We start from the raw sequence: 24,676 nt of genomic DNA on the forward strand, positions 1-24,676 counted from the left end.
AAGGGCCATTAATGATTCCTTTTGCAGCTAAGATGCAATACAGATGAAATTAATAATCAGATAGTAACGCCAGGAATGCTTGTTTTTGCATATAAATATGAAAATAATAAGGGCAGTGACATTGGAATAAACCATCACTATAATGGAAATCTTTCACTGGTTTCAGCCAAATGTGTTGCGTTTTTTTCCAATTCCAAATACATGCTTAAAAAAGACTTAGTATCACAAATGTTTTTATGAGCAGATGCGGAGATAGAAAAAGAGCTCCTGTACTTGTTTTTATTTTTGAAAAATAAACTACCATGAAGAATCCAACCATTAGATCCATTTACAGGGTTACCGTTCTACTTTTTATATGTATCACCAGCTCATACAGCAGTGCTCAGGAAGAATCAAAACCTCCTAAAAAGGTCAATTTTGCCGCGGTACCTGTCGTAGGTTTCAGCAATAGTACGGGGTTTAGCCTTGGAGTGATGGGGCAGATGTTTTACAAAATAAGCAAGAACGATACTATCTCACCGGTATCCTCTACTGGTATTTTTGGTTCGTATACAACCAACGGTACCTGGTTTGGTGCCTTATTTCAGCGCTTATACATCAATGAAGATAGATGGCGTGTAACCGCTGCAATAGGAGCAGGCAATATTAATTATCAATATTTTCAGGACATCCCTGTTTTTGGAGGAGGTGCCTTTATTGGCTTTAATACCAAAGCCGATTTCGGATTGCTTAATATAGATCGTAGATTATTCAGCAAACTGTACTTTGGCCTTTTGGGGATATATGCCAATTCTAAAACGGTCTTTGACCTTCCTGATTTTATTCCCCCCGATCTTGCGACCGATACACGCAGTATGAATACCATAGGGTATTCCTTTAATTTTGACATGCGCGATAACCAACTAAATCCATATAGTGGTTACTACCTATATTTTAGAAATAATTTCTTCAGGGATTGGCTGGGGAGCGATAATGACTTTGAGATGTATAGCATTTCCTATAATCATTTTATCCCCATTAAATCGCCACGCGATATCATTGCAACAAGGTTACATGCATCCATAGCAGCGGGCGATGTCCCGTTTCAGGGGCAGAATGTGGTAGGGCAAGAAGATATCAGGGGGTACTCTGAGGGCCGTTATCGAGGCGATCAGGTCTATACCCTGCAGGCAGAATACCGCCACCGTTTTCAGAACAGGTTTGGGGTAGTTGGTTTTTTTGGTATGGCCACGGCCTTTGATTCGTTTTCAGAATTAGACAATGCCCCATTTTTACCGGGCGGAGGTGTTGGCATACGATATATGGTCATAGAACAAATGCGGATCAATATTGGCCTTGATGCAGCTCTTGGTAAGGACGATTGGGGTATTTATTTTAGAATTGGCGAATCATTCGGCCGTTAACAGGTCGGTGTTTAATTAAAATCAGGGTCTATTCTTCCTTCCTATGAATAAGTTAGAATTCTTGATTTAAGAAGAGGCCAGTTTCTTTCTGATATGAACTGTAGCTTCAGTATGTGAAGATCCTGAAATGCTGCCATGCTAATCCGAAAGTGAAAACGGTATTTGATCCGTAAACAGGGCTGGTTAATAAAAGGGGTAAAGCACTAAGCTGCCGAGTTCACATGCCGTTTAGTAGTAGGTGATATAGGATACGGAGGTTTTTGTAAGAGCTATTGAACCATTACAAAATGGTCATTATGATGTATGCTCCATCTGCTTTGGGTCAATCATTGATGCTATTATTTGTTGAAATTTTAATGCTGTATTTTTGTGATTCGCAATTTGTTGTGGTTCGTATTGGTAATTCTAATTCAATTACCCGTTGTCCTTTTTGCGCAAAACGAGAAGCCTAAGATAGCGCTCGTTTTAAGTGGAGGGGGTGCAAAGGGCGTGGCCCATATCCCCGTGCTGCAGGCTTTGGATTCATTACATATCGTACCGGATATCGTAGTAGGAACCAGCATGGGAAGCGTTATAGGAGGTTTATATGCCATGGGCTATTCCGGCGATGAAATTGCGTATCTGGTAAATACAACGGAATGGAATAATCTACTTTATGAAAAGACCCCCTTCAATGATGTGAGCGTTGAAGAGAAAAGCGAAAATGAGAAGTATTTAATAGGATTGGATATTGTTGATGGTGCACCAAAAACAACACCCTATCTGTTGAATGATCAAAATTTAAGGTTGAAACTGGGCACATTAACCGCTCCCTTTTATAAGGACACTAATTTTGATGACTTGCCAATACCTTTTAGATCAGTAACAACAGATCTTATAAATTTTAAAGAGATTGTTCTTAAAGATGGCTCACTGGCTACAGCCATGCGCGCAAGTATGTCTATTCCCGGGGTGTTTGAACCTGTAAAATATAAGAATACCATTTTAGTGGACGGCGGTATACTCAATAATTTTCCCACGAACATAGCCAAGGAATGGGGGGCAGACATTATAATTGGCAGCGATGTTTCGGGAGGGGCTCAAGATATCGAAGGTTTAGACAATATTTCCGATCTTCTTTTCCAAACAACAATGGTGCAAAATTATAGGATGTACCCCTCCAATAGAGCATTGGTTAATATTATGATCGATCATGTTCCCAATTTAACCTACTCCACAGGCGACTTTAATAAAACCACGGAACTTTATGAAGAGGGGAAAATTGCTTCGAAGGAAAAGATTGGAGAATTAGCAGCATTGGGCCTGCAGTTGGCTCGTTTTAAACAAAGAGAAATAGCGCTCCCTGTATTTAAAGACAGTGTTAGCTTTGGTAAAATAACGTACAAAAATATCAGTGAAGATAACCTGCAATTACTAAAGAGCCGAATGGGCTTGGAAGAAGATCATGTCTATACTTCTGAAGATCTGGTTGCAGCGATTAAAAGATCCATGGGCACAGATATTTTTAGAAAAATTTATTTGGACTTAAGTGCGGCTAATAACGAAGAATTGGTAATAACGGGTTTTGAAAAATCAAACCACAGACTTAATGCTTCCGTTCACTATGATTTATACAGAGGGATCGGGTTAGTGGGCAATTACACGGGGAGAAATCTTTTAGGTGAAGCCTCTAGAGTGCTCGTTACCCTTGATATTGCAGAACAACCAAAAGGTATGCTACAGGTACAAAAAAACTTTGGTGAAAAAAAACAATGGTGGTGGCGCTCTGAGGGTATCGGCAAACAACTGATTCAACGTATTTTTATTAATGGGCAATACGCAGATGACTACAGGGAAAAATCTGTGAAATTTAAAAACCAAATAAACAGAAATATTAATTCGCTAAGCAGCTATGCAGGCTTAGGGTTTAATTATGAGTACGTAAACATTGACCCAACGGCCAATTCAGAATTCAGAGACAACCTCCTTGTATTGAACCAATACTATGCCTCGTATGTAGGTTTTGATGCGCATTTTTTCAGCAACACCATGGATAAGGTGTTTTATCCAAAACAAGGAACGAGTATTAATGCCACTGTAAACAGGTCTATTAAACAGCGAGCCAGTGTTTTCTTTTCAGACGCGGAAGCGTTAAGCCTTGCAGGTCTCAATTATGGATTTACAAATTTGCAGGGCAATTATCACAAAAGACTGCCATTAGGAAATAAGGTTACTGGCATTTTTGAAGCATCCATGGGGTTTACCATTGCGGATAAGGACGAAGAGAATGAAATTTCATTTTATAATGCAGGTTTTCCACAACTGTTTTATTTAGGAGGCAACTTACCAATACTGAGGTCAAATACTGTAGGATTTCAAGGACTTCAGGAAGACGAAGTAATTACAAGCCAATTTATCGTTTTAAAAGTAGCGTCCCAATTGGATGTTTTTAACAATTTTTATATTACCCCAAATATAAACCTTGGTAGCATAGGCTTTAGTGACCTGGAAGAGTTTTCTAAAAATGTATTTTCTCCCAGGGGCAGCTGGGAAGATTCTGACCAGACTAGTCTTCTTTTCTCCATTGGAACTATGGTGTCGTATAAATCCATTTTAGGGCCTGTCGATTTAAGTTTTTCATGGACCAACGACATCAATAAAGTAAGGGTATTTCTCAGCGTTGGTATTCCGTTTAATCGCTAATTTGATGACAAGATGTATGCGGCCAAAATAGTAAACCACAGGATACAACAATTCAGGGATCAACCTTTTTTGATTAAATTATTGCTTGTATGAAATCTGTTATTTTAACCGGATTATTAATTGTCCTGTTTTGTTTTAGTCATAATTTAATGGCACAACAATTCAAAAACGATAACTATTGGGCCATGCCCCATGGACCATCTTATTTAACGTTAACGGCAGGCACCGAGTATATGGGTATTCAACCCTCATTTGCATTGGCCAATAAATGGGAGTTTTTTGTGGGTGCCTTTTCAACGTATGAAAATGACGACAACACAGCCAATTACAGGACCGCTGTATGGGGCAAACGCAATCTCTACGAGAATAAACAGAAAAACGGAGGTTTGGCCATGGCCGGCGGTATTGGAGGTGACCCCGGATTATATTCCAACGGTGGACTCACAGACAGCTATCGCACATGGTGGCTGGCCCCAATGATCAGTATCCCATTTTTCAAAGGACAAGTTTCCTTAGACCTTAATCCCGGTGTTGCGTTTAATAGCGTATAAATGTCATTTCAATCACTGAGGGGATGTGTAACGTCTATACCAAAAGAACATTTTAAATAAAGCTCGTTTTAAATCAGTATTAATTCTAAAAACCAAAATGTATGAAAATCAAAGCAAAAAGTTTAATGATGTTAATAGTGGTATTGCTGCTAAGTAGCTATACCTCTTCTTTTTCCAATCTTTCGCCTTATCCTAAATCATCTGAAGGATTATTTCAGGAAGTACCTGTTCTTCCAGTAGGCACTATTTTGTTCATTAAGTCTACGAAAGGAATATCAGCAAAAAATTTTAATGCCGGTGACAATTTCTTCGTCGAGCTCGATAAAGATGTAACTTCAAAAGGGGAAATAGTAATACCAAAAGGTACAATAGTTCAAATGAATGTCCTTGTCTCGGATAATACAAATCGCAGAGGAAGTACTTTTTCGGTTACTGTTGGTGGTTTTATTATAGATAATTACCTGCAAGGAGTTGAAACCGAAACTAAAGTTGTAACTACTGAAGCGCAAGCAGGTAATACTATTAGGAAAGCAGCAATTGGTGCTGGTATTGGAGCTGTATTTGGCGGTGGCAAAGGTGCAGGTAAAGGTGCTGCCATTGGAGGTGCCATGGGATTACTTACTCCAGGTGAATCAATTTATTTTCCTCCAGGGACAGAAGCAACATTTCAACTAACAAAGCCCTTAAAAGTAAATTGGCTTTGAAACTCGTTGAAATTATAAAGCATATAAATTTTGAATATAGTGCAAGGTTTAAAACTTTAGTACGATAGTAAAGAGGAATGAATTACAAAGTACTGTTATAAAGAACAGCTTCGTTTTATTTGAATTGATTTAAAATAAAAGCCTATGGGTTTATCAATAAAGTATGTTGTCCTATTTGTTTTTGTTGTTTCACTTGTCAATGCGCAAGAACAGAAAACCTTTGAGATTAAGGTTGAGGTAAAAAATGCAAAAAATGATGAAGGCAAAATGTTTTTTGCATTATACGATAATGAAGAAGATTTTTTAAAGAAGGAAATTAAAGGGGAAATTAATGTGATATCGAATAAAACCTCTGTAATTACTTTTAAAAATGTTCCTGCAGGTGTTTATGCCGTCTCGGTTTTTCATGATAAAAATGATAATGGCGAAATGGATACCAATAGTTTAGGAATTCCTATTGAAAGTTTTGGTTGTTCTAATGATGCGAAAGGATTCATGGGGCCACCAAAATGGAAAAATGCGAAGTTTGAGTTATCAGATAAGGATAAAAATATAACCATAAATCTTTAGATCTGGTAGGAGAGGTTTGGGATTGTAGGCGGAGCAAAGGTGAATTCCATTTGGCGTTTGATACTGCGATGGTCTTACCTAATCTATTTGGCAGCTTTGGCAGCTTGTCTATTCCCATGGCTTTGATGGCACCGATGTAACTGTTTTTGAAATTGGAATTTCGTTATATACGGTTCGCATTTACTGTTTTGGGGGTTGTCATAAATAAACCAAAATACAATTAGTAAACAGTTGTCTTTTAATATGTTAGGCTTATCCTTACACCTCTCTTTCTTTGAAGATACGATATTCGTAAACGCAGATCGGAATAGTCTTGATTTAGTTAGAAAGTTTCTGTTTAGTTAATCCGGCCGCAAGCCGGCATTAATCGATAACGATATATGGCTTTAAAAAATTCAATCTTTCTAATCTGCCTGTTCTGCTTTACTTCCGGGGTGGTCTGCCAGAAGGTTAGAAATAATGATTCAACGGCAATTCGATCGTTTGTGGATAAAATTCTTTTGAAAGTGAATGTCGATACACAAACAGAGTCCTACTCGGTTAAATCAGAAAACAGTTCAGACTTTCGCCTTGAGACCAACAATCAATTGGAACTTAGTTTGTCTTTAGACTATGACTTTATTGGAGTAAGTATTGGCTTTTCTCCAAAATTTCTGCCAGGAAACAACGAGAATGAACTCAAAGGTGAATCTACCTACCAGGACTTCAGTTTTCGCTTTTTTATTGGACAATGGACTCAAACCCTTCAGTATAAAAATGTGAAAAGCTTTTATGTTGAAAATACAGAGGATTTTATTCCATCGTGGATCAAAGGGCAAGATCCCTACATACAGTTTCCAGATTTTGAGACCATTTTTTGGGGTGGTGCTACCTCTTTTGTCCTAAATCCAAATTTTTCCTTGAGGAATGTGGTTTACAATACGGAATGGCAACTTAAAAGTGCCGGAAGTTTGATACCGACCCTGCGTTACGGGTATACCAATTTGATATTGGAAAGTGATGACTCCAATTCCTTCGAAAAAAGTTTTGATATCAGTTTATCCCCAGATTACTACTACACTTATGTCTTCCAAAAAAACTGGTTCGCTTCTCTTTTTTTATCTCCTGGCCTGGGGATCCGATTTTCAACTGCAGAGGAAGAAGGCGTAGATGCACCCGAAAAAAAAACCTCCTGGCCCATATCATTTGACGGCGGATTGCAGTTGGGCTATAGTTCCAGCAAAATTATTTTTGGGGGTAATTTCAATTTTGAAACCACGTGGTACACTTCAGATAATACAACCAACATTACCAATAATTCCTTGTATGCAAAAGTATATGTAGGATATAGGTTTGATGCGCCGCGGATCGTTAAGAAAATTGTTCACCCCAGGAAGAAAAAGAGAGGTTCGTAGTATAATTTCAAGGGCTAAATAGCCTGTTTGTACTATGTTTTATGCAAATTTTACAGTTCATCGATTACTACCATATACTCGTGATCATGGTTTCCCATCCCCTAAGTAGCACAAATTGATGTATCCCGACATGAATGCAACTTTCTCAAACACAAGTTTATCCTTTGTTTACATTATTGGCCTGTTGTATACCCTGTTTTTGATCTATACCACGATCCGGATTTTATTGGATACTACAAAAACATCAAAGACACTCGCCTACCTCCTATTGGTATTGATTCTTCCGGTTTTGGGAATCGCCTTCTATTATTCCTTCGGTATTAATACCAGACGGGGCAGATCAAATAAAAAAATAGGGGCTTCTTACAGCCAGGTTTCAAACGAATTTGAATCACACTTTAAAAATGAAACCAATAGGTTAATAGCCGATCATAAAGAGGTACTCGCCCAATATTCCGGATTTGCCCTTTTCCTGAAAAACCTGGGCGATGAAAACCTGTCCCTTAACGATTATCAATTATTACTTAATGGTGAAGAAAAATTCCCGGAGTTGCTCAAAATACTCAAGAATGCCGAACATTACATCCATATGGAATATTATGCATGGGAGAATGACATACGGGGCAACCAAATAAAAGACATTCTCTTGCAAAAGGTTAAAGAAGGCATTAAGGTGAAGGCCATTTATGATGCCTATGCTAGCCGGAAAATCAGGTACAACATTGTTGCGGAACTCCAGGCCGGTGGTGTTGAAATTCATCCCATAATCAAAGTTAAACTGGCAGGATTGGCCAACAGGCTAAACCACAGGGATCATAGAAAGATTGTTATTGTTGATGGTAAGGTAGGTTTTGTAGGGGGTATAAATATATCTGATCGGTATGATAATTCAATTGACACAGGACTCTACTGGCGAGATACGCACATAAAGATTACCGGTCCCGGGGTAATGAATTTACAACGTCACTTTATGGTGAGCTGGAATGCCTGTCAAACTAAGCCGTTGTTTTTAAGGGAAGTCCTTCCCCAAAAGGAACTGACCGAACTAAAGGAAAATAAAATAGGCTTGGCTCAGATCATTGCCGGCGGGCCCATTTATAACATGTCGAACATTATGTTAAGCTATGCCAGGCTCTTTACCCTGGTAAAAAAAAAGCTATACATCACCAATCCCTATTTTATTCCGAACGAAACTATACTTGACGCACTTACACTGGCAGCGAAAAGCGGTGTTGATGTGCGGCTGTTATTACCCCAAAAATCCGATTCGGCCCTGGTGGGTGCAGCTGCTAAATATTACTTCGGGGAACTGCTTCAGGCTGGCGTAAAAGTCTATCTGTACAAAAAGGGATTCGTCCATGCCAAAACCGTTGTGGCAGATGGTATTGTGAGTATTGTAGGAACAGCCAACATGGACTTACGCAGTTTCGACCTGAATTTTGAAATTATGTCTGTAATTTATAGCCCTGATTTTGCCAAAGAACTGGAAGATGCCTTTATAGCGGATTTGAAGGAATCCGTTGAAATAAATTGCAGTGAATGGATGATGCAGCCAAAATTAAACATGTTGGTCTATGCCACAGCCCGTTTGATCTCCTCATTCCTTTGACACTTGCTGTATGTGTGGCTAAGCCTGAAATTTAGAAGAAAATAACCAGGTTACCATTAAAAATTGAATTTTAGATAAAACATTCGCTGAGCGTTAGGAATAAATAAAGGCTATTAGCCAAAAACCGATTCTGTGTATTTTTGGTTTACTAACTGGCCAAAAACCTAAGGAAATCTGAAATCCAATGCCAAAGCGCGATGAACTTAAGCTTAAAGATTATTTACTCCTATTATTTTTTTATGTCGGCTTTACCTATACCCGGAGTTCAGTAAGTTTTGCAAGTCATTACAGATTAAACGCAGAAAGGTTTGAAATTGCAAACAATTTGGATGCCGGAGTGCGGTATACCCATTGGCAATGTATTGCGGGTTAGGAAATCCCATTTTTAGAAAAAAAGTAAGTAGCCTTCTGGCAAAATAGCAGGGAGCCAACCATGACTAAAAGTGTTTAGTAAAGAGTGTATAATTCATTAAACCTTACTATACCTTGAAAGCCAGAATGCCAAGTTTTGGTGTACAGGGAAAATAAAACGGTGGATACTTTTGGTATAGGTGTATTATCCATAGGATTGTTATATTTTTGAACGGTCTAAAAGTCAGTTATTTTTTTTAAGATAAAACCTCATCCTCGACTCTTGAAATATGGACGATTAAGTGATTTGATTCACTTATTCAACGTCTACTGAACGCTGGAATTAAAACCAAAAAAATGCAAAAATACATATGGTCAATCCTCATATTGTGTGTTCTTTCACAAAATGCCATTTCTCAAAATGCACAATTGGAAATTGAGATTTTAGGTATCAATGAGGTGAAAGGAAAAATCCAGATAGCTGTATACAATGATAGTGAGGTATTTCCTGAAAAGGGCAAAGCATACAGGGTAGAATGTTTTGAGGTCACCTCAGCAGAATTGAATGCCGTCATAAAAGATTTACCCCATAATGAATATGCCATTGCATTGTTTCATGACATCAACGGGGATCAGGAATGTAATTTGAATTTTATTGGAATTCCAAAAGAGCCCTATGGCTTTTCCAATAATATAAAGCCCGTACTAAAAGCCCCTTCTTTTGAAGTAACAAGTATCATTTTGAATGCCGATAAAAAAATACGCATTAAACTTATGGATTGATAAGGTAACCTTTCGTATTTTAAACTCTTTAAAGTAGTTTTTGATCTTTCCCTGGATTAATTTAACTTTTAAGTATTTGATACAATATGTATTGCAAAAGCCACAACAGATGCTGATTTTATCGCGACTAATTAGAATTTGCCTCCTGTTGGGTTTGTTGCTTGGACCGGGCTTTGTAGAGGCACAATCGGACAGCATCCCGAAAAAAAAGAAACTCAGTTTTAAGGATCCGGAAGACGGGGCCTTCGACCTGAGCCAATTCCTGCTGGAGGCCAATGGGGTATTACCGGTTATAATTCCAATAACAGAGCCAGCAGTGGGCTACGGCGGCGGGGCAGCGATCCTGTATTTTCACAAACGAAAGAAAAAATACGATACCTATGTGCCTCCAAATGTAACAGGGGTTGCGGGGTTATATACCTCGAATAAAACCTGGGGAGCTGGGGCCTTTCACAGTCATATCTTCGGCGAGAACCGGGTACGTACCATAACAGCCGTATTTAAACCAGATGTGAATTATAAATACTACGGCAACAACAGCTCCATCCTGGATGGTAATCCTATAGGGATCAATCTGGATTCCTGGGTGGTCTTACAGAAGGCTGAGCTTCGGCTTGGAAAATCGAAATTTTACGCAGGGGCTACCTATACGTTTTTTAATGCAGATATTTCCTTTGACACTATCCCAAACCAGCCAATTATCAATGCAATCCTGCGAAGGTTAAATGTCAATTCAAAGATCAGTTCCATTAAACCGAGTATTAGCTATGACAGCCGCAACAATGCCTTTACGCCTACCAAGGGGATAAATGCGCAGTTTGCCCTGAACTATAGTGCAGAGTGGTTGGGCTCTTCCGATAATTTCAGCTCGCTGTCTACCGATTTTTTCGGTTATTTGCCTGTGACTTCCCGGTTAAGATCCTCCTGGCGCTTTCAGGGGAGTTACCTGCTTGGCGATGCACCGTTTTATGCATATCCATTTATCAACCTGAGGGGCGTTCCTGCTATGCGCTATCAAGGAGATAATACAATGGTTGCTGAAACCGAATGGAATTATAATATTTACAGACGGTGGTCACTACTGGGATTTTTCGGCGGAGGGAAGGCTTTTTCTGAATTCAAAAATTTTGGGTCGGAAGACTGGGCCTATACAATTGGCACCGGTTTTAGGTACAAAATAGCCAGACAACTCGGTGTAGATATGGGTACAGACTTTGCATGGGGCAATGGTAAAGATTTTGCCTTTTATGTTGTTTTTGGAAAGTCCTGGTAATTCCTTAATAATGGACGAAGTATCCTAATAATCTTACCCAATCCTCCTCATTCTATTGCCTGCGAAAGCGTCTGTAAGGCACCAGGCCATCCTGTTTCGATAATGGATGGTTTTCTTATTCATTGGCGGGGTTTTTTGCTTTTTTTTCTGATTTATGTGCCCCTATGGGAATATTTGCTTTCAGGAAAATAGAGTTATTTCTGCTACCCGCTTGATCCTTATATACATTCGTAAAACCGGAATAATATTTTATGCCGATCGTTACTCCTGAATCAGGTCTTAGTTTATAACCTGTTCCGATGACCCAACCTGCATCAAGGAAATTTATAGCCCCTTTATTAAAATCCCTGATGCGTAAGTTACTATCATCGGTTTTAGCATTAAATTCAACCCAGGCCTTGTTCCTAACTCCAAATTGTGGCCCCGTTTCCAGATAGATACGGTTGCCAAAACTATACTTCAAAAAGGCCGGCAACAGGAAATAATTGATTCTTTGGCTATAGGTTCCTTCCTGTTCGTATGGAGTAATGCCTAAAAACGTTAGGTCTTCCTCTGACAATTTATTCGCACCTAGCCTGGATTTGGCCAGTACACCCGTATAAAGGTGCCATTGGTTTTTCAGGCGGATATCAAAATAAAAACCTATGTTAAAGGCAGATAACCTTTTATCTGCCTCAAGGCCTGAAATATAGGAGGAATTTAACCCAACTTCCAGGCCAAATTCCAGGCCATCTGAATTAAGTTTATCCCCAAATAAAAGCGACATGAGAATCTGGGAATGCGCTGCCGAACCTGTTAACAACAACAGAAGAAGGAGAAGAAGTTTTTTAAATGACATACTATACTTTATCTGTATTAATTAATTAATTAATTCCTTATCTGAATTGGATGTGCTCCATGCTTTTTATAAATTACTCAGAAAGCATAGGACAGCTTGATCCCATACCTGAATTCAGGAAGCAATATCTTTTCATTTAATTTATTGTCCCTAAATTCTAAATCTGCATTGAGCAAGTCGAATAAACTGTATTCTTTAAGGGCTTCATTCAAGGCATCATAAAATTCATCCGGGGGTGGGATGATGTTTCTCAATCTGAATTTATAATTACTGGCTCCCGGGCCGGCAATAAGGAAATCTATATTGAACCTGTCGGAAATTTTCAGCTTATACCCTACCATAAGGCCTAAGGAGGCTACATTGATGTTCCCTTTATATAAAAAATCGAAGTTTTCTCCTTCACTGGAGATAAAAATACCATCGATGTCCGATGTAAAGTTTATAAACTTCAGATAGGCCCCAAAATAAAATCCGCTCAGCATTCCCTGCCCTTTTTCAGTAAGATAATACCGGAATTCCGGAATAAACCGGGTACCCGAATAACTAATATCCCCAGTTTTTACAAAGTCAGTATCAAGGCCGGATAGTGCTATTAGGCCCTGCTCTGTTTTATAGCCGGCGATCAATCCTACACTGATATGTTTTCCTAAAGCCCTTTCATAATTAAAGGAAAGGGAACCATTTATCATATCGCTTAAGATGATGCCCACTTCGTTGTTCATCTCACGATTAGGAGGTGTTTCCTGCCCCAGAACAGGCACCATAAATCCGAATATAAGTATTGGAATGAAACACTTCATAATAAATATTTTAGGAATTAGTAATTATTAAATTTAAAGAAACAAAGTAACACCCTCGTTTAAAAGAAGGCCTTTTTTTTTTATAAAAAAAATAAAAAAGTTCTGAGTAAAAAAAGGAAAGAAACACATAGCTTCCGACCGGATCCCTCGCCTGAGACGTAGGGTCTTGCATACCAACAACACTCAGAATCTGGCAGCCCAGCGGAATTCGAATACAGCACCATGATACAAACCAAAAAGCAGTGCCCTATTAAGATCCCTAAGGGACGTTTCGCCTCCATGGACGAAAATCAAAACCCGTACTTACCAAGCCAAGAATCGATGTGCCAGATACCCCTGCACCTGCTTAAGGGTCTCAGAGACCAACTTAAAATATACATTCCACCCCATTAAGGTTTCATCTTGTCATTTCCGCTTTGGCGATTGGCTCTACGTATAATCCGGTCCAAGGTAATATCCGAGAACCTGTTCTGCGTGGGAAAGAAGACCATATCCCTTATTCAAAGTTCTGTTTTTAAGGAAATTCATACGAATGAACCCAGAGATACGGTTATTTTCCAATTCTAAAACCTTTAACCAACTTCAAAGCAGCTGCCATGAGCAAAATACTAATTGGCAATATCAACTGTTCAAATTTCAAATTATTCGGGTGTTCAAAAAATCCCAAAGCGGTCCAAACGGTAAGCGTCAACAAAAGGGTTTCCCACAAAAGAATTTTAAGATCTTTAAAGGTTTTTATTTCGGCAATTACTGGTCCTTCCCCTATGTTATTGTTAAACCCGACAAACAGTTTGAATATTCCGGCACACAGTATCAATACCACCAGGCTAAAAAGTAGTGTATCCACTGCCTCTATCAAAGGAATTCCAGGCTTGCCCTGTGCGCCCTTTCCTACTTCTAGAATGCTTAATACAATATGTTTGACACCCAAACCAATTGAAATAAAACCACATATAAGAAACAAAATACAAATTACCAATGCCAGATACCTGATCCTAAACATTCTTTCTATTCGCATGATTTCAATTTTGGTTATTTAATTATTTTGTCATTTAAAATGTTTCCGGCAATGGCAATTACTATGCTCACAGTGCCATAACCTTAATTTAATTTGTCGTCCAAACCTTTACCCTAAGATAGCTGCGCCCCGGAATGGCCTTTAAATGAAATGATCTTGAATCGGCCTCTTTGCTTTGAAGGAGGTTTTACATTATTATCCCCAGAATGATCTAACGTTGGAGATGCCTACCTTTGCATATAAAAAGCGTTTTTTATGAAGATTTATAACAAGAGAATCTGGATATAACAAGCGCTCATGCTTTACAATGTAGTTGGATCCAAGCTTTTACAACTTATCCTGCATAGCAGCAACCAATTCGGCTGCCACTTTATTGATAACTTTCTCTATGTTCGTCGGGTCCTTTATTTGAAATTTACCCACCCAAATGAGATTGTCCTCCTGTTTTCTCAAATCGTATAAAGCAGATTGAAAAGAGTACTTTTTACCGGTTACTACCCTATCCGGTGACCAGGTTGTTACAGGGTAGGCCCCCCAATACCGCCCAAAACGCCTGGGATAATAATACGTACTGGGTGTGCCCGGGATGACATTTTGATATTCATCCTCAGACAAAAGCGTGGTCACAACTACACCATCTACTCCTTGTGATCGCAATGTTTTTATAATTACATCAGGATCATTGGAGGTCACATTTACCTCCGCACTGGTTTTACTGCCTTTTTGTAAAGCACTCAGTTCTAATTTTATTTGTTCCTCAAACCTGATTTTATTCACCTGATCTTTTGAATTGGCATAGATCAATATATTTTCAAATGAAGCTTGCTTCTCCGAAACAGCTATGCTATCTGTTAAATAGGTCGTTGCGCAAGAAGTAAATAATAGACTTAAAACGATTATATAAACTGGTTTCAAAAGGTAACTGCTTTTTATGTTGATATTCTTCATAATTTACAAAATAATAATTGTTCTTTCTATGGTATATAGCACAGGGGTTTGATCCGTCCCTATAGCATCGCTAAAATAGTTTTTTTTAGCTTTCTGGAACTATGTACCTTCATCATTGTTTGTTACTAACCCTGGATTAATGGAAAAAAATCCATTCGGAGCACACCTCAATACAGAATCAGTCCATGTGATGAATTATTCCTTTGCCGAAGATTTTAATCGATTTTAAAAAATCCTTAGTGCTGATATTCAGTTTTTGAACATTTTCAGAAGCTACCACCCTCATTTCTCCAGCGTCGTACTTGGGGGCATCCGGAATAAAGACCATACTCACCTTATCACCCACTTCCACCAAAAACCCAATATTCCAACTGTCGCCATCCCGGATAGTAATGGGCAGTAGATGTTTATCGGATTTAGCACGAACGGCATCAGCCGTAATCGATTTTATCAAACTATAGCCCGGAATATTAACAAGAACCGTATTCTCCAGTTTGCTAATCCTCTTATTGACCCAAGCAGAACGAATCAGCAACCCGCTAAAAAAGCAAATAGTAAGTAACAAGACTATTGTGAGTAAAATGCCATAATTAAAACCTGAAGCGCTTTCAGGCAGTCTTTCCGACAATGGTTCAGAAAGCTTCTCCAAGATGGAATATGCCTTGGTTAATATTATTATCAACAATACCGAAGGCAACAGAAATAAGATGCCGCCTAAGAGGGTTGACTTTATAAAGCTGAAGAAGGTTTTCATAATTATTGAATTAAATTAGTTCATGAATTTAAGAAAAAACACGCATCCTGTAAGCACCCCTTTTGCAAAGCAATGTTGCAATAACTGAGTTGTAACTGATGTCAGTTTCAGTTTGCGACTCTTTTAATAGTTTTACTAATCATCCTTTTACAGTGCATCTTGGCGGTCAGCTCAATAGAAGCAAGCATCGGTTTTTTTGTCCGGGATCGCGGTATTAAGACTGCGCCTGCCTCACGGCAGGCAAGCCGTGATCCACAAGGGAGTGGTTTACAGTAAAGTGAACCATTCGCTCCGCTCAAATAGTTTATTTCCTGACCTTATAATCAGGATTACCTCCTTTCAGTCGGTGATCCTGAAGGGGGAGGTTTACAGTAAAGTGAACCATTCGATCCGCTCGCGTAGTTTTGGAATTTGGGATTTGGAATTTCGATATTCAGGATTACGGCTTCGCCGTGATCCTGAAGGGGGTGGTTTACAGTAAAGTGAACCATTCGCTCCGCTCGCGTAGTTTTGGAATTTGGGATTTGGAATTTCGATATTCAGGATTACGGCTTCGCCGTGATCCTGAAGGGCTGCTTTACAGTAAAGTGAACCTATTCGCTGCGCTCATTGCGTTTTTTATTTTCCTGTCTCTCATCAGAATGAATTCCACTCGGTACAGGAAAATAAAAAACCATCGCCTAAAGACGATGGTTCTACTTTACTGTCGGGGTGGCAGGATTCGAACCTGCGGCCTCCTGCTCCCAAAGCAGGCGCGATAACCGGGCTACGCTACACCCCGTAGCAGCTAAAGCTGCAAATTCCAATAAATAAATTCCAAAACCTAAATTACTATTATTAATGGCAATCTGGGTAAATGAAATATGAACTTTATACTGGCGGACCTGTCCGCCGGAGCTACGCTCTTGCGTAGCGAAGGCGGAGAGACTGGGACTCGAACCCAGGCGACACTTACGCGTCGACAGATTAGCAATCTGCTCCGTTACCACTCCGGCACCTCTCCAATTTGTCAATGTCTCAAAAATGATCTTTCAGTTCATCCATGAGGCGGGTGCAAAAGTACTTTTTCAAAGGTAATAACGCAACTTTTTCAATTGTTTTTAGTGAAAAAGCTTTCAATATTCCCTTGCTTCCCATCCTGGGTGAAGATCCTGGCCTCCATGCGTATCAAATCGAACTCCTCAGCACCGGGCAGGGGTATGATCACCTCCCCGTTTTTATCGGTCTTCAACACAGGGTCCCAGAAGAGAGTGGTGAGAGCTATTCTGCCTTTCCTACGGCTGCGCTCTCCCCCACTGATCTCTTTGAAAGAAGGGGATTCGTGATACCCATGCAATACAGCCTGTGCGTCTTTCCGCGCAAGGTAATCGACGTCCGAACCGGATCTGGTCTTTATGGAGATGACACCTCCGGCTGACCGCGTACCGTAAATAGAAGCTTCCGCACCGATCAGGATCTCTATGCTCTCGACATCGGTATAAGGTACCAGACTTATGATATCGACCAGCGTTGTGCTTTGGTTCATTATAAAGCCATCCAGAACCCACAAAAGAGGTCCCAGTCCTGCCGCCCTTGGAATGGACAAATAAGGATACGGAGTTCCCAGTCCTACCACTTGAACACCTGGAATATTGAGGAATAATTGGTCTATGGGTACAGGTCTTTCCCTTTCCTGGCTAATGACCCTCGTAGCCTGTAATGCATAATCCGGAATATTCGATTTCTTTAGTTCACGGGTGGCTATCAGGGTCACCGTATTTAAGGCTATGATCTGCTCATTTTCTTCACGGTTGCCCATAAATTCTGTGCTTGAATTGAGTGTTTCCTCTGGAATCAAAGTTCCTTTGTAAACCTCAGGAATTATTAGGGGTGGGGTCTCGAATTCAAAAGGGATCACCTTAACCAGTTTGGCTTCCGTTTCTTCTCCTGCAGTCCTGAACACCAGGGTAGCTTCTCCCGATATATCCAGATCAGAAAGCTGAAACCGACCATCATCGTCCGTTCTTACCTCCCGGACATAGACATTGTCTCCTTCTTCAATCAGGATTTGTATGTCTGTGTCTCTCAACAACTCGTTATAGAGGTTGTATGCCTGTCCGTAAAAATCCACTCCTTTCTGGAAGTCGTATTTGATCCTTTCAGGGACAGCAGACCTTTTCAACAAGCCAGTAGAAATTTGCTGCTCTCCGGAGAGGATTTTAAGATCATTGACAAAAGCTGTACTGCGATCCAGTATTCGGGCTGGTAAATCAAAAGGGAGTCTTCCTCCTGACCGATTTGTGAGAACCTCTCCCGTAAGGCTAAGGGACAAGGTAGTTTCAACGGGTTCATTGTCCCTGTCTGTTACCCTTATTTTCAGTATCTCCGTTCCCTCAGAATCGAAGGACTTCTCTGCCTGAATCTGCAGCTCATTCTTTTCGACCACTACGGGCCTGTAGCTCCAAGCCCGCCCGGATCCATCCCTAAGCTGCAAGTGGAAAATGCCTTCAGGAATGTCCGATTTGGGTATCTCAATACGGGCCACCAGATCATCGTCAAAGGCGACCTCCTTATCCACATAGGTGGCTCCTCCGGATTTCCCCAGGAGATACAATGACGATTTTCCAGAAGGACCTGAACCAGTTATCTGTACGATCATCTTTTCAGGCGCGAGGTTGTTGACCTGCATATTGTAACCCTTTTCAAGGACTTCAGGTAATGGTACCAGCCGGTCATCAGCAATACGCACTGCATAGGTATCTCCCCAAACAGGTGTCAGTTGAAAAGCACCAAGGCCCCTGCCGTAGGTATTGATATTCGCAACGATTTCTCCCTTTTGATTTACCACTGGGATTGCTTCTAAATTCAGGGTTCCGGACGAGACGATGACCTTGGTCTGAAGGCCGCTGACAAGAAAGCCTCCTTCAGGAACAACTACCAGATCCTCGTTCGTTTCCTTAAAAAAATCATCTTTCCGGTCCTTTACAAGAATTTTCTTCGTCGGAAGATGGTTGAGGCCATAATTCAACATCCAGCGGGTATAAGCCCTGAGATAGTAAATTCCAGCGTCCATCTTTTTTGGCAATTCCAAAGATCCCGAGCTACTCCCTTCCGTAATCCTGTGAACCTGTTTCTTGAGCAGCTTCCCATCCCCATCCAAAAGTTCCAGCCTTAAGACCTCACTGGCGCTGACCCTGTATTGGTTTGGCCCCGTGAGTATGTTAGCTTTAAAGAAAAGAACCTCTTCTGGTCGTACGACAGGCCTATCAATTTGCAGGTCTACCCGTTCCTGCCATAGCCAGAGTGAGTCGGCCAGCACCTGTTGGTTAAGTCCAGTATCCGTAAAATTGATGTGGTGAACACCTTCTTCGAAATGGTTACTATTTCCCTGTCCCGAAACAAAATAGAAAGAAGAGAAAAACAGGATAAAAACGGCATAACAATTCAAACAGAATCTCATGTAATGAAAGTATTACTATTAATAAAAAGTAGTATTGCCTTTAAGTTAGGATGGAATGAGGAATTCCCCAAATTCTTTGGGAATTCTTTAACGTCGACGAACAGATGGCCTATTCCGGATATTCCACCCTGAGGTGGTAAATATTGGTGAGTTTTTGCTTGAGTACCTTTTTTACCATTTCGATCTCCTTAAAGGTGATGTTGGCATTGAGGAACTGGTTAGACTTCATCTGCCCGTTCACGATCTTTTCCACAAACTCCTCGATTACGGGATAGGTAGGGTTTACCAGGCTCTTGGATGCTGCCTCCACAGAATCGGCCATCATTAAAATAGCCGTTTCCTTCGAAAATGGAATGGGGCCCGGGTAGGTGAAAGCCACTTCATCTGTCTCCGGGTTCCGCTCCATTTCTTTCTTGTAAAAATAATACACGCGAGTGGTCCCGTGGTGGGTGCGGATAAAGTCGATCACCCTGTCCGGTATATTGTTCCTCTGGGCCATCTCTATACCTTCTATGACGTGGTTGATAATGATCTCGGCACTTTCCCTGGGTTCTATATCGTCGTGGGGGTTCACATTGGTTACCTGGTTCTCCGTAAAATAAGTGGGGTTGTTCATTTTACCGATATCGTGATACAGGGCGCCCACCCGGGTAAGCATTGCATTCGCCCCAACCGCATTGGCAGCTGCCTCAGCCAGGTTGGCGACCTGGAGGGAGTGATGAAAGGTACCGGGTGCTTTATTCGATAGTTCTTTCAGCAGGCGGGAATTCGTATCGGATAACTCCAGAAGGGACACATCGGAGACCATACCGAATATTTTTTCATAGATGTAGATGAGTGGCTGGGCGAACAGGGTAATCATACCGTTGAGCAGGAAGAAGCCGAAGGTAAAAAAGTTCATATCATCCAGGTTCCCTTCGTGTATGATGTGGAAAGCGAAATAGCCCACTATATAGATCAGTGTGATCTGTCCGACCGAAATAAAGAGGTTAGCCCTTTTGTACAATTCTGACACCGTCAGGATGGTAACGATCCCTGCTATGATCTGCAGGAAGATGTATTCAAAACTATTGGGTACCACAAAGCCCAGGATCAACACCGTAAGCACGTGGACAAAAAGCCCCAGTCGGGCATCGAAAAAGGTTTTGAGGATCAGTGGGAGGATGCAGAGGGGCACCACAAAGACATAAGCCTCATCGTACTTAACCACCAGGGTGGTCAGAAAGACCATCAGCAGAACGTTAAAGAAGATAAAGGTGACCTTGATGTTGTTCCGGTAGATCGCAGGGCGGTACTTCTTCAGGAAAAGGAACAACATCATGAGTACCAGTGCCACAAGGATGGTGTAACCAAAAAGGATGAGGTACTGATTGTTTGCCGACCATAACTCCGACTCAAACTCTGCCTTGAGGGAATTCAGGATGTTGAGGTTCTCGGCTTCAACCACCTCCCCCCTGGCGATGATGAGTTTCCCCTCGTCTACATTCCCCCGGGTGGTAGAGATCTTGGAAAGTTCGTCTGCCAACTCTTTTTCTGAAAGTTCCGCATCATAAGTTACGTTGGGCCTGACCGCGTTGAAGAACACATCCTGAAAAATCGAATAATAGTCGCCCGCCCTTCTCGATTTGAGGATATCCCTGACCAAGGAATCCACTTCCGAGAGGGAATAAAGGGCATCGGTCCTGACTCGGCTGGCCTCATTGTTCCTCACCAGGTAAAGAAATTCCGGTACTTCCCTGCCCGAGGTATTCTGCAGGATCCCGTTCCGGTACAATTCGAGCAGGATATCCTCCCCTATCCGGCTCAGCCGTCTTTTCTGCCTCTCTGTAAGCTGTTGGCTATCCAGAAGGACCTGGAAATCCTCCCGGAAATTTTGGCTGACCTCTGCCACCACAGCCGTGTCATAGGTGTAATAGGGAATTTGTTTCTCCCTCAGGGACTGTTGTTCCCTACTGATCTCCTCTTCCCCTTTACGGATGGAGAAATCGAAGGGGGCATACAGGTTCTCGTACTGCCAGGGTTTTCCCTTCTGGAATTCGTATTTGAACTTCCCTCCCCTGGGGAAGAAGAAAACAATACAGCCTACCGTCACAAAATACAGGATGTACTTGTAGATCAGGCCCTGGTTCTTATAAAGTTTATCTAGTGAATCTTCCATGCAGTCATCCGCTGCAATAAAAATAGAAAATATAATGGCATCCCTCCTCTTTTATATTCTAAGGCTCTTCTTTGGCACATAATTTCTTAATTTCGCGACAGAACTACACAACAATGAAAGAAGTCGTAATCGTTTCAGTCGCCAGGACCCCTATCGGAAGTTTTATGGGGGCATTATCCGGTATTCCGGCACCTAAATTGGGTGCTATTGCTATCAAAGGGGCTCTCGAAAAGGTAGGCCTTGCCCCGGACCAGGTGGAAGAAGTGCTTATGGGCAACGTGGTACAGGCCGGGACCGGCCAGGCTCCTGCCCGCCAGGCCGCCATCTACGCCGGGATCCCTGATACGGTTCCCTGTACCACAGTAAATAAGGTTTGCGCCTCCGGGATGAAGGCCATCATGCAGGGAGCCCAATCCATCGCCCTGGGCGACACCTCCATCGTGGTGGCCGGCGGGATGGAGAACATGAGTTTGATCCCTCATTATGTGCATATGAGGACGGGGCAAAAATTCGGCCCGGCAACTCTGGAGGACGGCATGCAAAAAGATGGTCTGGTAGATGCCTATGACCAGAATGCGATGGGCGTATGTGCCGACCTCTGTGCGGCGGAACACAAGTTCAGCAGGGAGGACCAGGACGCCTTCGCGATCCAATCATACCAGAGGTCCGCCAAAGCATGGGCCGAGGGAAAATTTGCGGATGAGGTGGTCCCCGTGGAAGTACCCCAAAGAAGGGGGGAACCTTTGATCGTCTCCGAGGATGAGGAATTCAAAAATGTAAAAATAGAGAAGATCCCTGACCTAAGGCCGGCTTTTACTAAGGACGGTACGGTCACGGCGGCCAATGCCTCCACCATCAATGACGGTGCAGCCGCCTTGGTGCTGATGAGCGCCGAAAAAGCGGCCGAACTGAATCTCAAACCACTGGCCTCTATCAAAGCCTATGCGGATGCCGCCCAGGAACCCAAATGGTTTACTACGGCCCCGGCAAAGGCCCTTCCCAAAGCGCTTGCAAAAGCGAACTTGAAAATAGAGGAAATCGACTTTTTTGAGTTCAATGAGGCCTTTTCTGTGGTAGGTCTTGCCAATATGAAACTCCTAGGCCTTAAGGATTCCAACGTCAATGTCAACGGAGGTGCCGTGTCCCTGGGGCATCCTTTGGGTTGCTCCGGAGCGAGAATCGTTATCACCCTGCTCAGCGTGATGAAGCAGAACAACGGTAAATACGGGGCAGCAGCTATCTGTAATGGAGGGGGAGGTGCCTCAGCCCTGCTCCTGGAACGTAAATAAGATTCCTTGCAAAAAAACGCCCATCACTACGGGCTCTGTGCCCAGAGTATCATCCCGGTCAGGAATACCGCAAATCCATCGGGGGAACAGGTGACCCAGCTCTTGTACGGGGACCTGTACAAGGTGACAGACCACCGGAAAGAATGGGTAAAGATACGGGTGACCTATGACGGGACCGAGGGGTGGATCCCCAAAAATCAATCCCATGCACTTGAAAAGGAGGACTATCAGGCTTTGAAGTCGGCCCGGGAACCCGCCCATGCCTCAGACCTCATCTCCTTTGTCAGTATGGGGAATAACCAACTCATCCCTGTGCTACTGGGTTCTGTAGTCCATTTTGCAGACCACCTGAAACACGATTACGAGGGAGAACTGGTAAGGGGTACACTCGAAAAATCCCACTTGCTGAATACCGCCTTCCTCTACCTCAACGCCCCCTACCAGTGGGGAGGAAAGACCCCTTTCGGGATCGATGCCTCGGGTCTGGCACAAATGGTCTATAAGATCAACGGATACAAGCTTCCCAGAAATGCCTGGGACCAGGCTCTTTTAGGGGAAGTACTGAGCTTTGTGGAAGAGAGTAACCCCGGAGACCTCGCCTTCTTTGATGATGAGGAGGGAAAGATCACCCATGTGGGGCTCATTATGAAGGACAACCACGTGATTCACGCCCACGGAAAGGTCCGTATAGACCGGCTGGATCAGAGCGGAATCTACGATCAGGAACAGGGAAGATACACCCACCGGCTTCGCGTGATCAAAAAGATCCTATAAAAAAACCCGGCAGCTTGCCGGGTTCTTTTTTATGTCAGTAATGAAAATTATTCTCCGAGGAGTTTCTTGATCCTCATAAAATTCTCATTATCCCCCAGGGCTCCATAGATATTCTTCAGCTGGGATAGGATTCCCTGGTTATCCGGATTGTTTTTCAGGGCATCCTCCAGAACCAGAGCACCTTCTCTGAAAAGTCCGTCTTTTTGTTTCTTCAATTCCTCATACCTCGCAATATCTGCCCTTGAATTCCCCAGGCTGTTCATCTCATCGATCAACGCATTCCCCTCATTTACATAGGTAGTGGAAAGGTTGAGCTGGGCATTCACATAGCCCGGATTGATCTCAATAGCCCTGCGGTAGGCCGCCCTGGCTTCTTCCATATTGCCTTGCTCCATATTGATCACTCCAATATTGTACTGGAGATCCGGGTTGTCCGGAGCCATGTTGGAAGCCTCTGCCATCAGACTCTTGAATCGGTCCTTATCACCCATCTTGTAATACAGGTTGGCCTCATTCAGGACCAGGTTCACGTCATTCGGGTTTTTTATTTTTGCATCCTTATAGGCCTGTAGGGCCTTCTCGTCCTGCCCGAGCTGAGTGTAGATCAGGGCAATATTCTTAATGATCTCAGAACTTTTAGAAGGAGATCGCTCCATGACCGGATCCTTGTAGGTTCCGGATTTGATCATGATGTCCATCTGAGTCTTGTCGTTCATTTCTTCAACCTCTCCAGTCTCTACGTTCGTGGCCTTGTAGGACATGGTGCTTCCGTCGTAATTCAGATCCTTAAGCTCCTCGTAATACCCTAGAGCCTGCTCGTAATGTTGCCCGTTAACCGCACTGCTGGCGGCGTAGTAAAGGTAAATGGTGTCCTGTGGGCTCAACTTGTAAGCCATGTAGAGTTTATCGGCCCCTTCCTTGAATTTTTTGTTGTTGTTGTCCTCAACAGCCGCATTGATCAGGTCGGAGGTCATTCCCGCCAGGGCCTGCCCGCTATCTGAGCTGTACTTCTGCTTCCCACTGGCATCCTCCACTTCGATCACCTTTTTGTAGGCAGCGATCGCCTCATCAAAAGCCCCGGCTTCTCCTTTCTTGGCCAGATCGGCAAACACCTGCCCCCTGACGTAGTAGTATTGAGCCTGGGAACGGTCATCGGCCCCGCCTATCATTCCAGAAATAGATTCCAGACTGGCTTTGGCTGCTGCAGCATCCCCACTTTTCATGGCTTTTTCGGCATCCTTCAGCTCGTTCTTTTGTGAAAAAGCGAGCGCGCTAATCATCATAGCCGTTAAAATGAATAGTTTCGTTCTCATTGTTTTAATCTTTTGTTTAGTGTTT

The 24,676-nt window shown here is 42.3% G+C and carries 19 protein-coding genes and 2 tRNA genes; 11 read left to right on the forward strand and 10 right to left on the reverse strand.

All coding sequences use genetic code 11. From position 1 onward, the window contains the following. Positions 1–473 precede the first annotated feature (473 nt). The 9 genes from GWK09_RS00090 (at position 474) to GWK09_RS00130 (ending at position 11,320) form a co-directional block, all read left to right on the forward strand. Positions 474–1,403, forward strand: a complete 930-nt coding sequence (locus tag GWK09_RS00090) for a BamA/TamA family outer membrane protein (RefSeq protein WP_239530768.1) — start codon at positions 474–476, stop codon at positions 1,401–1,403. Positions 1,404–1,772: 369 nt separating this feature from the next. Continuing rightward, positions 1,773–4,085 (forward strand): patatin-like phospholipase family protein, encoded by a 2,313-nt coding sequence (locus tag GWK09_RS00095; RefSeq protein WP_163690997.1) that lies wholly within the window; start codon positions 1,773–1,775, stop codon positions 4,083–4,085. Between the two features lie 89 nt (positions 4,086–4,174). After that, positions 4,175–4,636 (forward strand): hypothetical protein, encoded by a 462-nt coding sequence (locus GWK09_RS00100; protein ID WP_163690998.1) that lies wholly within the window; start codon positions 4,175–4,177, stop codon positions 4,634–4,636. Positions 4,637–4,737: 101 nt separating this feature from the next. Next, entirely contained in the window at positions 4,738–5,340 is a 603-nt protein-coding gene (locus tag GWK09_RS00105; RefSeq protein ID WP_163690978.1) for a hypothetical protein, read from the forward strand. Positions 5,341–5,484: 144 nt separating this feature from the next. Next, positions 5,485–5,910, forward strand: a complete 426-nt coding sequence (locus tag GWK09_RS00110) for a DUF2141 domain-containing protein (protein ID WP_163690999.1) — start codon at positions 5,485–5,487, stop codon at positions 5,908–5,910. Positions 5,911–6,290: 380 nt separating this feature from the next. After that, positions 6,291–7,304, forward strand: a complete 1,014-nt coding sequence (locus GWK09_RS00115) for a DUF4421 family protein (protein WP_239530522.1) — start codon at positions 6,291–6,293, stop codon at positions 7,302–7,304. A gap of 130 nt (positions 7,305–7,434) precedes the next feature. Next, the gene (cls, locus tag GWK09_RS00120; RefSeq protein WP_163691001.1) at positions 7,435–8,913 is read left to right on the forward strand and encodes a cardiolipin synthase; all 1,479 of its coding nucleotides are present in this window, start codon (positions 7,435–7,437) and stop codon (positions 8,911–8,913) included. A 708-nt stretch (positions 8,914–9,621) separates the two neighbouring features. Further along, positions 9,622–10,047 (forward strand): DUF2141 domain-containing protein, encoded by a 426-nt coding sequence (locus tag GWK09_RS00125; protein ID WP_163691002.1) that lies wholly within the window; start codon positions 9,622–9,624, stop codon positions 10,045–10,047. A 109-nt stretch (positions 10,048–10,156) separates the two neighbouring features. Then, positions 10,157–11,320 (forward strand): BamA/TamA family outer membrane protein, encoded by a 1,164-nt coding sequence (locus GWK09_RS00130; RefSeq protein WP_163691003.1) that lies wholly within the window; start codon positions 10,157–10,159, stop codon positions 11,318–11,320. Between the two features lie 115 nt (positions 11,321–11,435). On the opposite strand, the gene GWK09_RS00135 is transcribed toward GWK09_RS00130, so the two are convergent. The 9 genes from GWK09_RS00135 to GWK09_RS00175 all read right to left on the reverse strand — a co-directional run bounded on the left by GWK09_RS00135 (position 11,436) and on the right by GWK09_RS00175 (position 21,275). After that, on the reverse strand, positions 11,436–12,158 hold the full coding sequence (locus GWK09_RS00135; RefSeq protein ID WP_163691004.1) for a porin family protein: 723 nt from the start codon (positions 12,156–12,158) through the stop codon (positions 11,436–11,438). A gap of 77 nt (positions 12,159–12,235) precedes the next feature. Further along, positions 12,236–12,958, reverse strand: a complete 723-nt coding sequence (locus GWK09_RS00140; protein WP_163691005.1) for a DUF3575 domain-containing protein — start codon at positions 12,956–12,958, stop codon at positions 12,236–12,238. A gap of 550 nt (positions 12,959–13,508) precedes the next feature. Next, a complete protein-coding gene (locus tag GWK09_RS00145; protein ID WP_163691006.1) occupies positions 13,509–13,976 on the reverse strand; it encodes a YqhA family protein in 468 nt (155 codons plus the stop codon). Positions 13,977–14,303: 327 nt separating this feature from the next. Next, positions 14,304–14,924 carry a hypothetical protein gene (locus tag GWK09_RS00150; protein ID WP_163691007.1) on the reverse strand — a complete coding sequence of 207 codons (621 nt, stop codon included), beginning with the start codon at positions 14,922–14,924 and terminating at the stop codon, positions 14,304–14,306. A 178-nt stretch (positions 14,925–15,102) separates the two neighbouring features. Continuing rightward, positions 15,103–15,678: a DUF502 domain-containing protein gene (locus GWK09_RS00155; protein ID WP_163691008.1), complete on the reverse strand. Its 576-nt coding sequence runs from the start codon at positions 15,676–15,678 to the stop codon at positions 15,103–15,105. 706 nt (positions 15,679–16,384) lie between these two features. Continuing rightward, positions 16,385–16,459: transfer RNA gene (locus GWK09_RS00160), tRNA-Pro, on the reverse strand. A 138-nt stretch (positions 16,460–16,597) separates the two neighbouring features. Continuing rightward, positions 16,598–16,681, reverse strand: a tRNA-Ser gene (locus GWK09_RS00165). 87 nt (positions 16,682–16,768) lie between these two features. After that, positions 16,769–19,117: a TonB-dependent receptor gene (locus GWK09_RS00170; protein ID WP_163691009.1), complete on the reverse strand. Its 2,349-nt coding sequence runs from the start codon at positions 19,115–19,117 to the stop codon at positions 16,769–16,771. Between the two features lie 109 nt (positions 19,118–19,226). Next, on the reverse strand, positions 19,227–21,275 hold the full coding sequence (locus tag GWK09_RS00175) for an HD family phosphohydrolase (protein ID WP_163691010.1): 2,049 nt from the start codon (positions 21,273–21,275) through the stop codon (positions 19,227–19,229). A 113-nt stretch (positions 21,276–21,388) separates the two neighbouring features. On the opposite strand from GWK09_RS00175, the gene GWK09_RS00180 reads away from it, so the two are divergent. Beyond that, positions 21,389–22,564, forward strand: a complete 1,176-nt coding sequence (locus GWK09_RS00180; protein WP_163691011.1) for an acetyl-CoA C-acyltransferase — start codon at positions 21,389–21,391, stop codon at positions 22,562–22,564. 6 nt (positions 22,565–22,570) lie between these two features. Further along, the gene (locus GWK09_RS00185; protein WP_163691012.1) at positions 22,571–23,338 is read left to right on the forward strand and encodes a C40 family peptidase; all 768 of its coding nucleotides are present in this window, start codon (positions 22,571–22,573) and stop codon (positions 23,336–23,338) included. Between the two features lie 47 nt (positions 23,339–23,385). Here GWK09_RS00185 and GWK09_RS00190 read toward each other — a convergent pair whose 3' ends face one another. Continuing rightward, a complete protein-coding gene (locus GWK09_RS00190) occupies positions 23,386–24,651 on the reverse strand; it encodes a tetratricopeptide repeat protein (RefSeq protein WP_163691013.1) in 1,266 nt (421 codons plus the stop codon). Positions 24,652–24,676: the final 25 nt, after the last annotated feature.

Origin of the sequence: Muriicola jejuensis (assembly GCF_010671595.1) — a bacterium.
Taxonomy (GTDB): domain Bacteria; phylum Bacteroidota; class Bacteroidia; order Flavobacteriales; family Flavobacteriaceae; genus Muriicola; species Muriicola jejuensis.

Excerpts from the sequence above, each read along its gene's own strand:
- GWK09_RS00090 (WP_239530768.1), top strand. The coding sequence starts at position 474 with ATGGGGCAGATGTTTTACAAAATAAGCAAGAACGATACTATCTCACCG.
- GWK09_RS00100 (WP_163690998.1), top strand. The coding sequence starts at position 4,175 with ATGAAATCTGTTATTTTAACCGGATTATTAATTGTCCTGTTTTGTTTT.
- GWK09_RS00105 (WP_163690978.1), top strand. The coding sequence starts at position 4,738 with ATGAAAATCAAAGCAAAAAGTTTAATGATGTTAATAGTGGTATTGCTG.
- GWK09_RS00110 (WP_163690999.1), top strand. The coding sequence starts at position 5,485 with ATGGGTTTATCAATAAAGTATGTTGTCCTATTTGTTTTTGTTGTTTCA.
- GWK09_RS00115 (WP_239530522.1), top strand. The coding sequence starts at position 6,291 with ATGGCTTTAAAAAATTCAATCTTTCTAATCTGCCTGTTCTGCTTTACT.
- cls (WP_163691001.1), top strand. The coding sequence starts at position 7,435 with ATGAATGCAACTTTCTCAAACACAAGTTTATCCTTTGTTTACATTATT.
- GWK09_RS00125 (WP_163691002.1), top strand. The coding sequence starts at position 9,622 with ATGCAAAAATACATATGGTCAATCCTCATATTGTGTGTTCTTTCACAA.
- GWK09_RS00130 (WP_163691003.1), top strand. The coding sequence starts at position 10,157 with ATGCTGATTTTATCGCGACTAATTAGAATTTGCCTCCTGTTGGGTTTG.
- GWK09_RS00135 (WP_163691004.1), bottom strand. The coding sequence starts at position 12,158 with ATGTCATTTAAAAAACTTCTTCTCCTTCTTCTGTTGTTGTTAACAGGT.
- GWK09_RS00140 (WP_163691005.1), bottom strand. The coding sequence starts at position 12,958 with ATGAAGTGTTTCATTCCAATACTTATATTCGGATTTATGGTGCCTGTT.
- GWK09_RS00145 (WP_163691006.1), bottom strand. The coding sequence starts at position 13,976 with ATGCGAATAGAAAGAATGTTTAGGATCAGGTATCTGGCATTGGTAATT.
- GWK09_RS00150 (WP_163691007.1), bottom strand. The coding sequence starts at position 14,924 with ATGAAGAATATCAACATAAAAAGCAGTTACCTTTTGAAACCAGTTTAT.
- GWK09_RS00155 (WP_163691008.1), bottom strand. The coding sequence starts at position 15,678 with ATGAAAACCTTCTTCAGCTTTATAAAGTCAACCCTCTTAGGCGGCATC.
- GWK09_RS00170 (WP_163691009.1), bottom strand. The coding sequence starts at position 19,117 with ATGAGATTCTGTTTGAATTGTTATGCCGTTTTTATCCTGTTTTTCTCT.
- GWK09_RS00175 (WP_163691010.1), bottom strand. The coding sequence starts at position 21,275 with ATGGAAGATTCACTAGATAAACTTTATAAGAACCAGGGCCTGATCTAC.
- GWK09_RS00180 (WP_163691011.1), top strand. The coding sequence starts at position 21,389 with ATGAAAGAAGTCGTAATCGTTTCAGTCGCCAGGACCCCTATCGGAAGT.
- GWK09_RS00190 (WP_163691013.1), bottom strand. The coding sequence starts at position 24,651 with ATGAGAACGAAACTATTCATTTTAACGGCTATGATGATTAGCGCGCTC.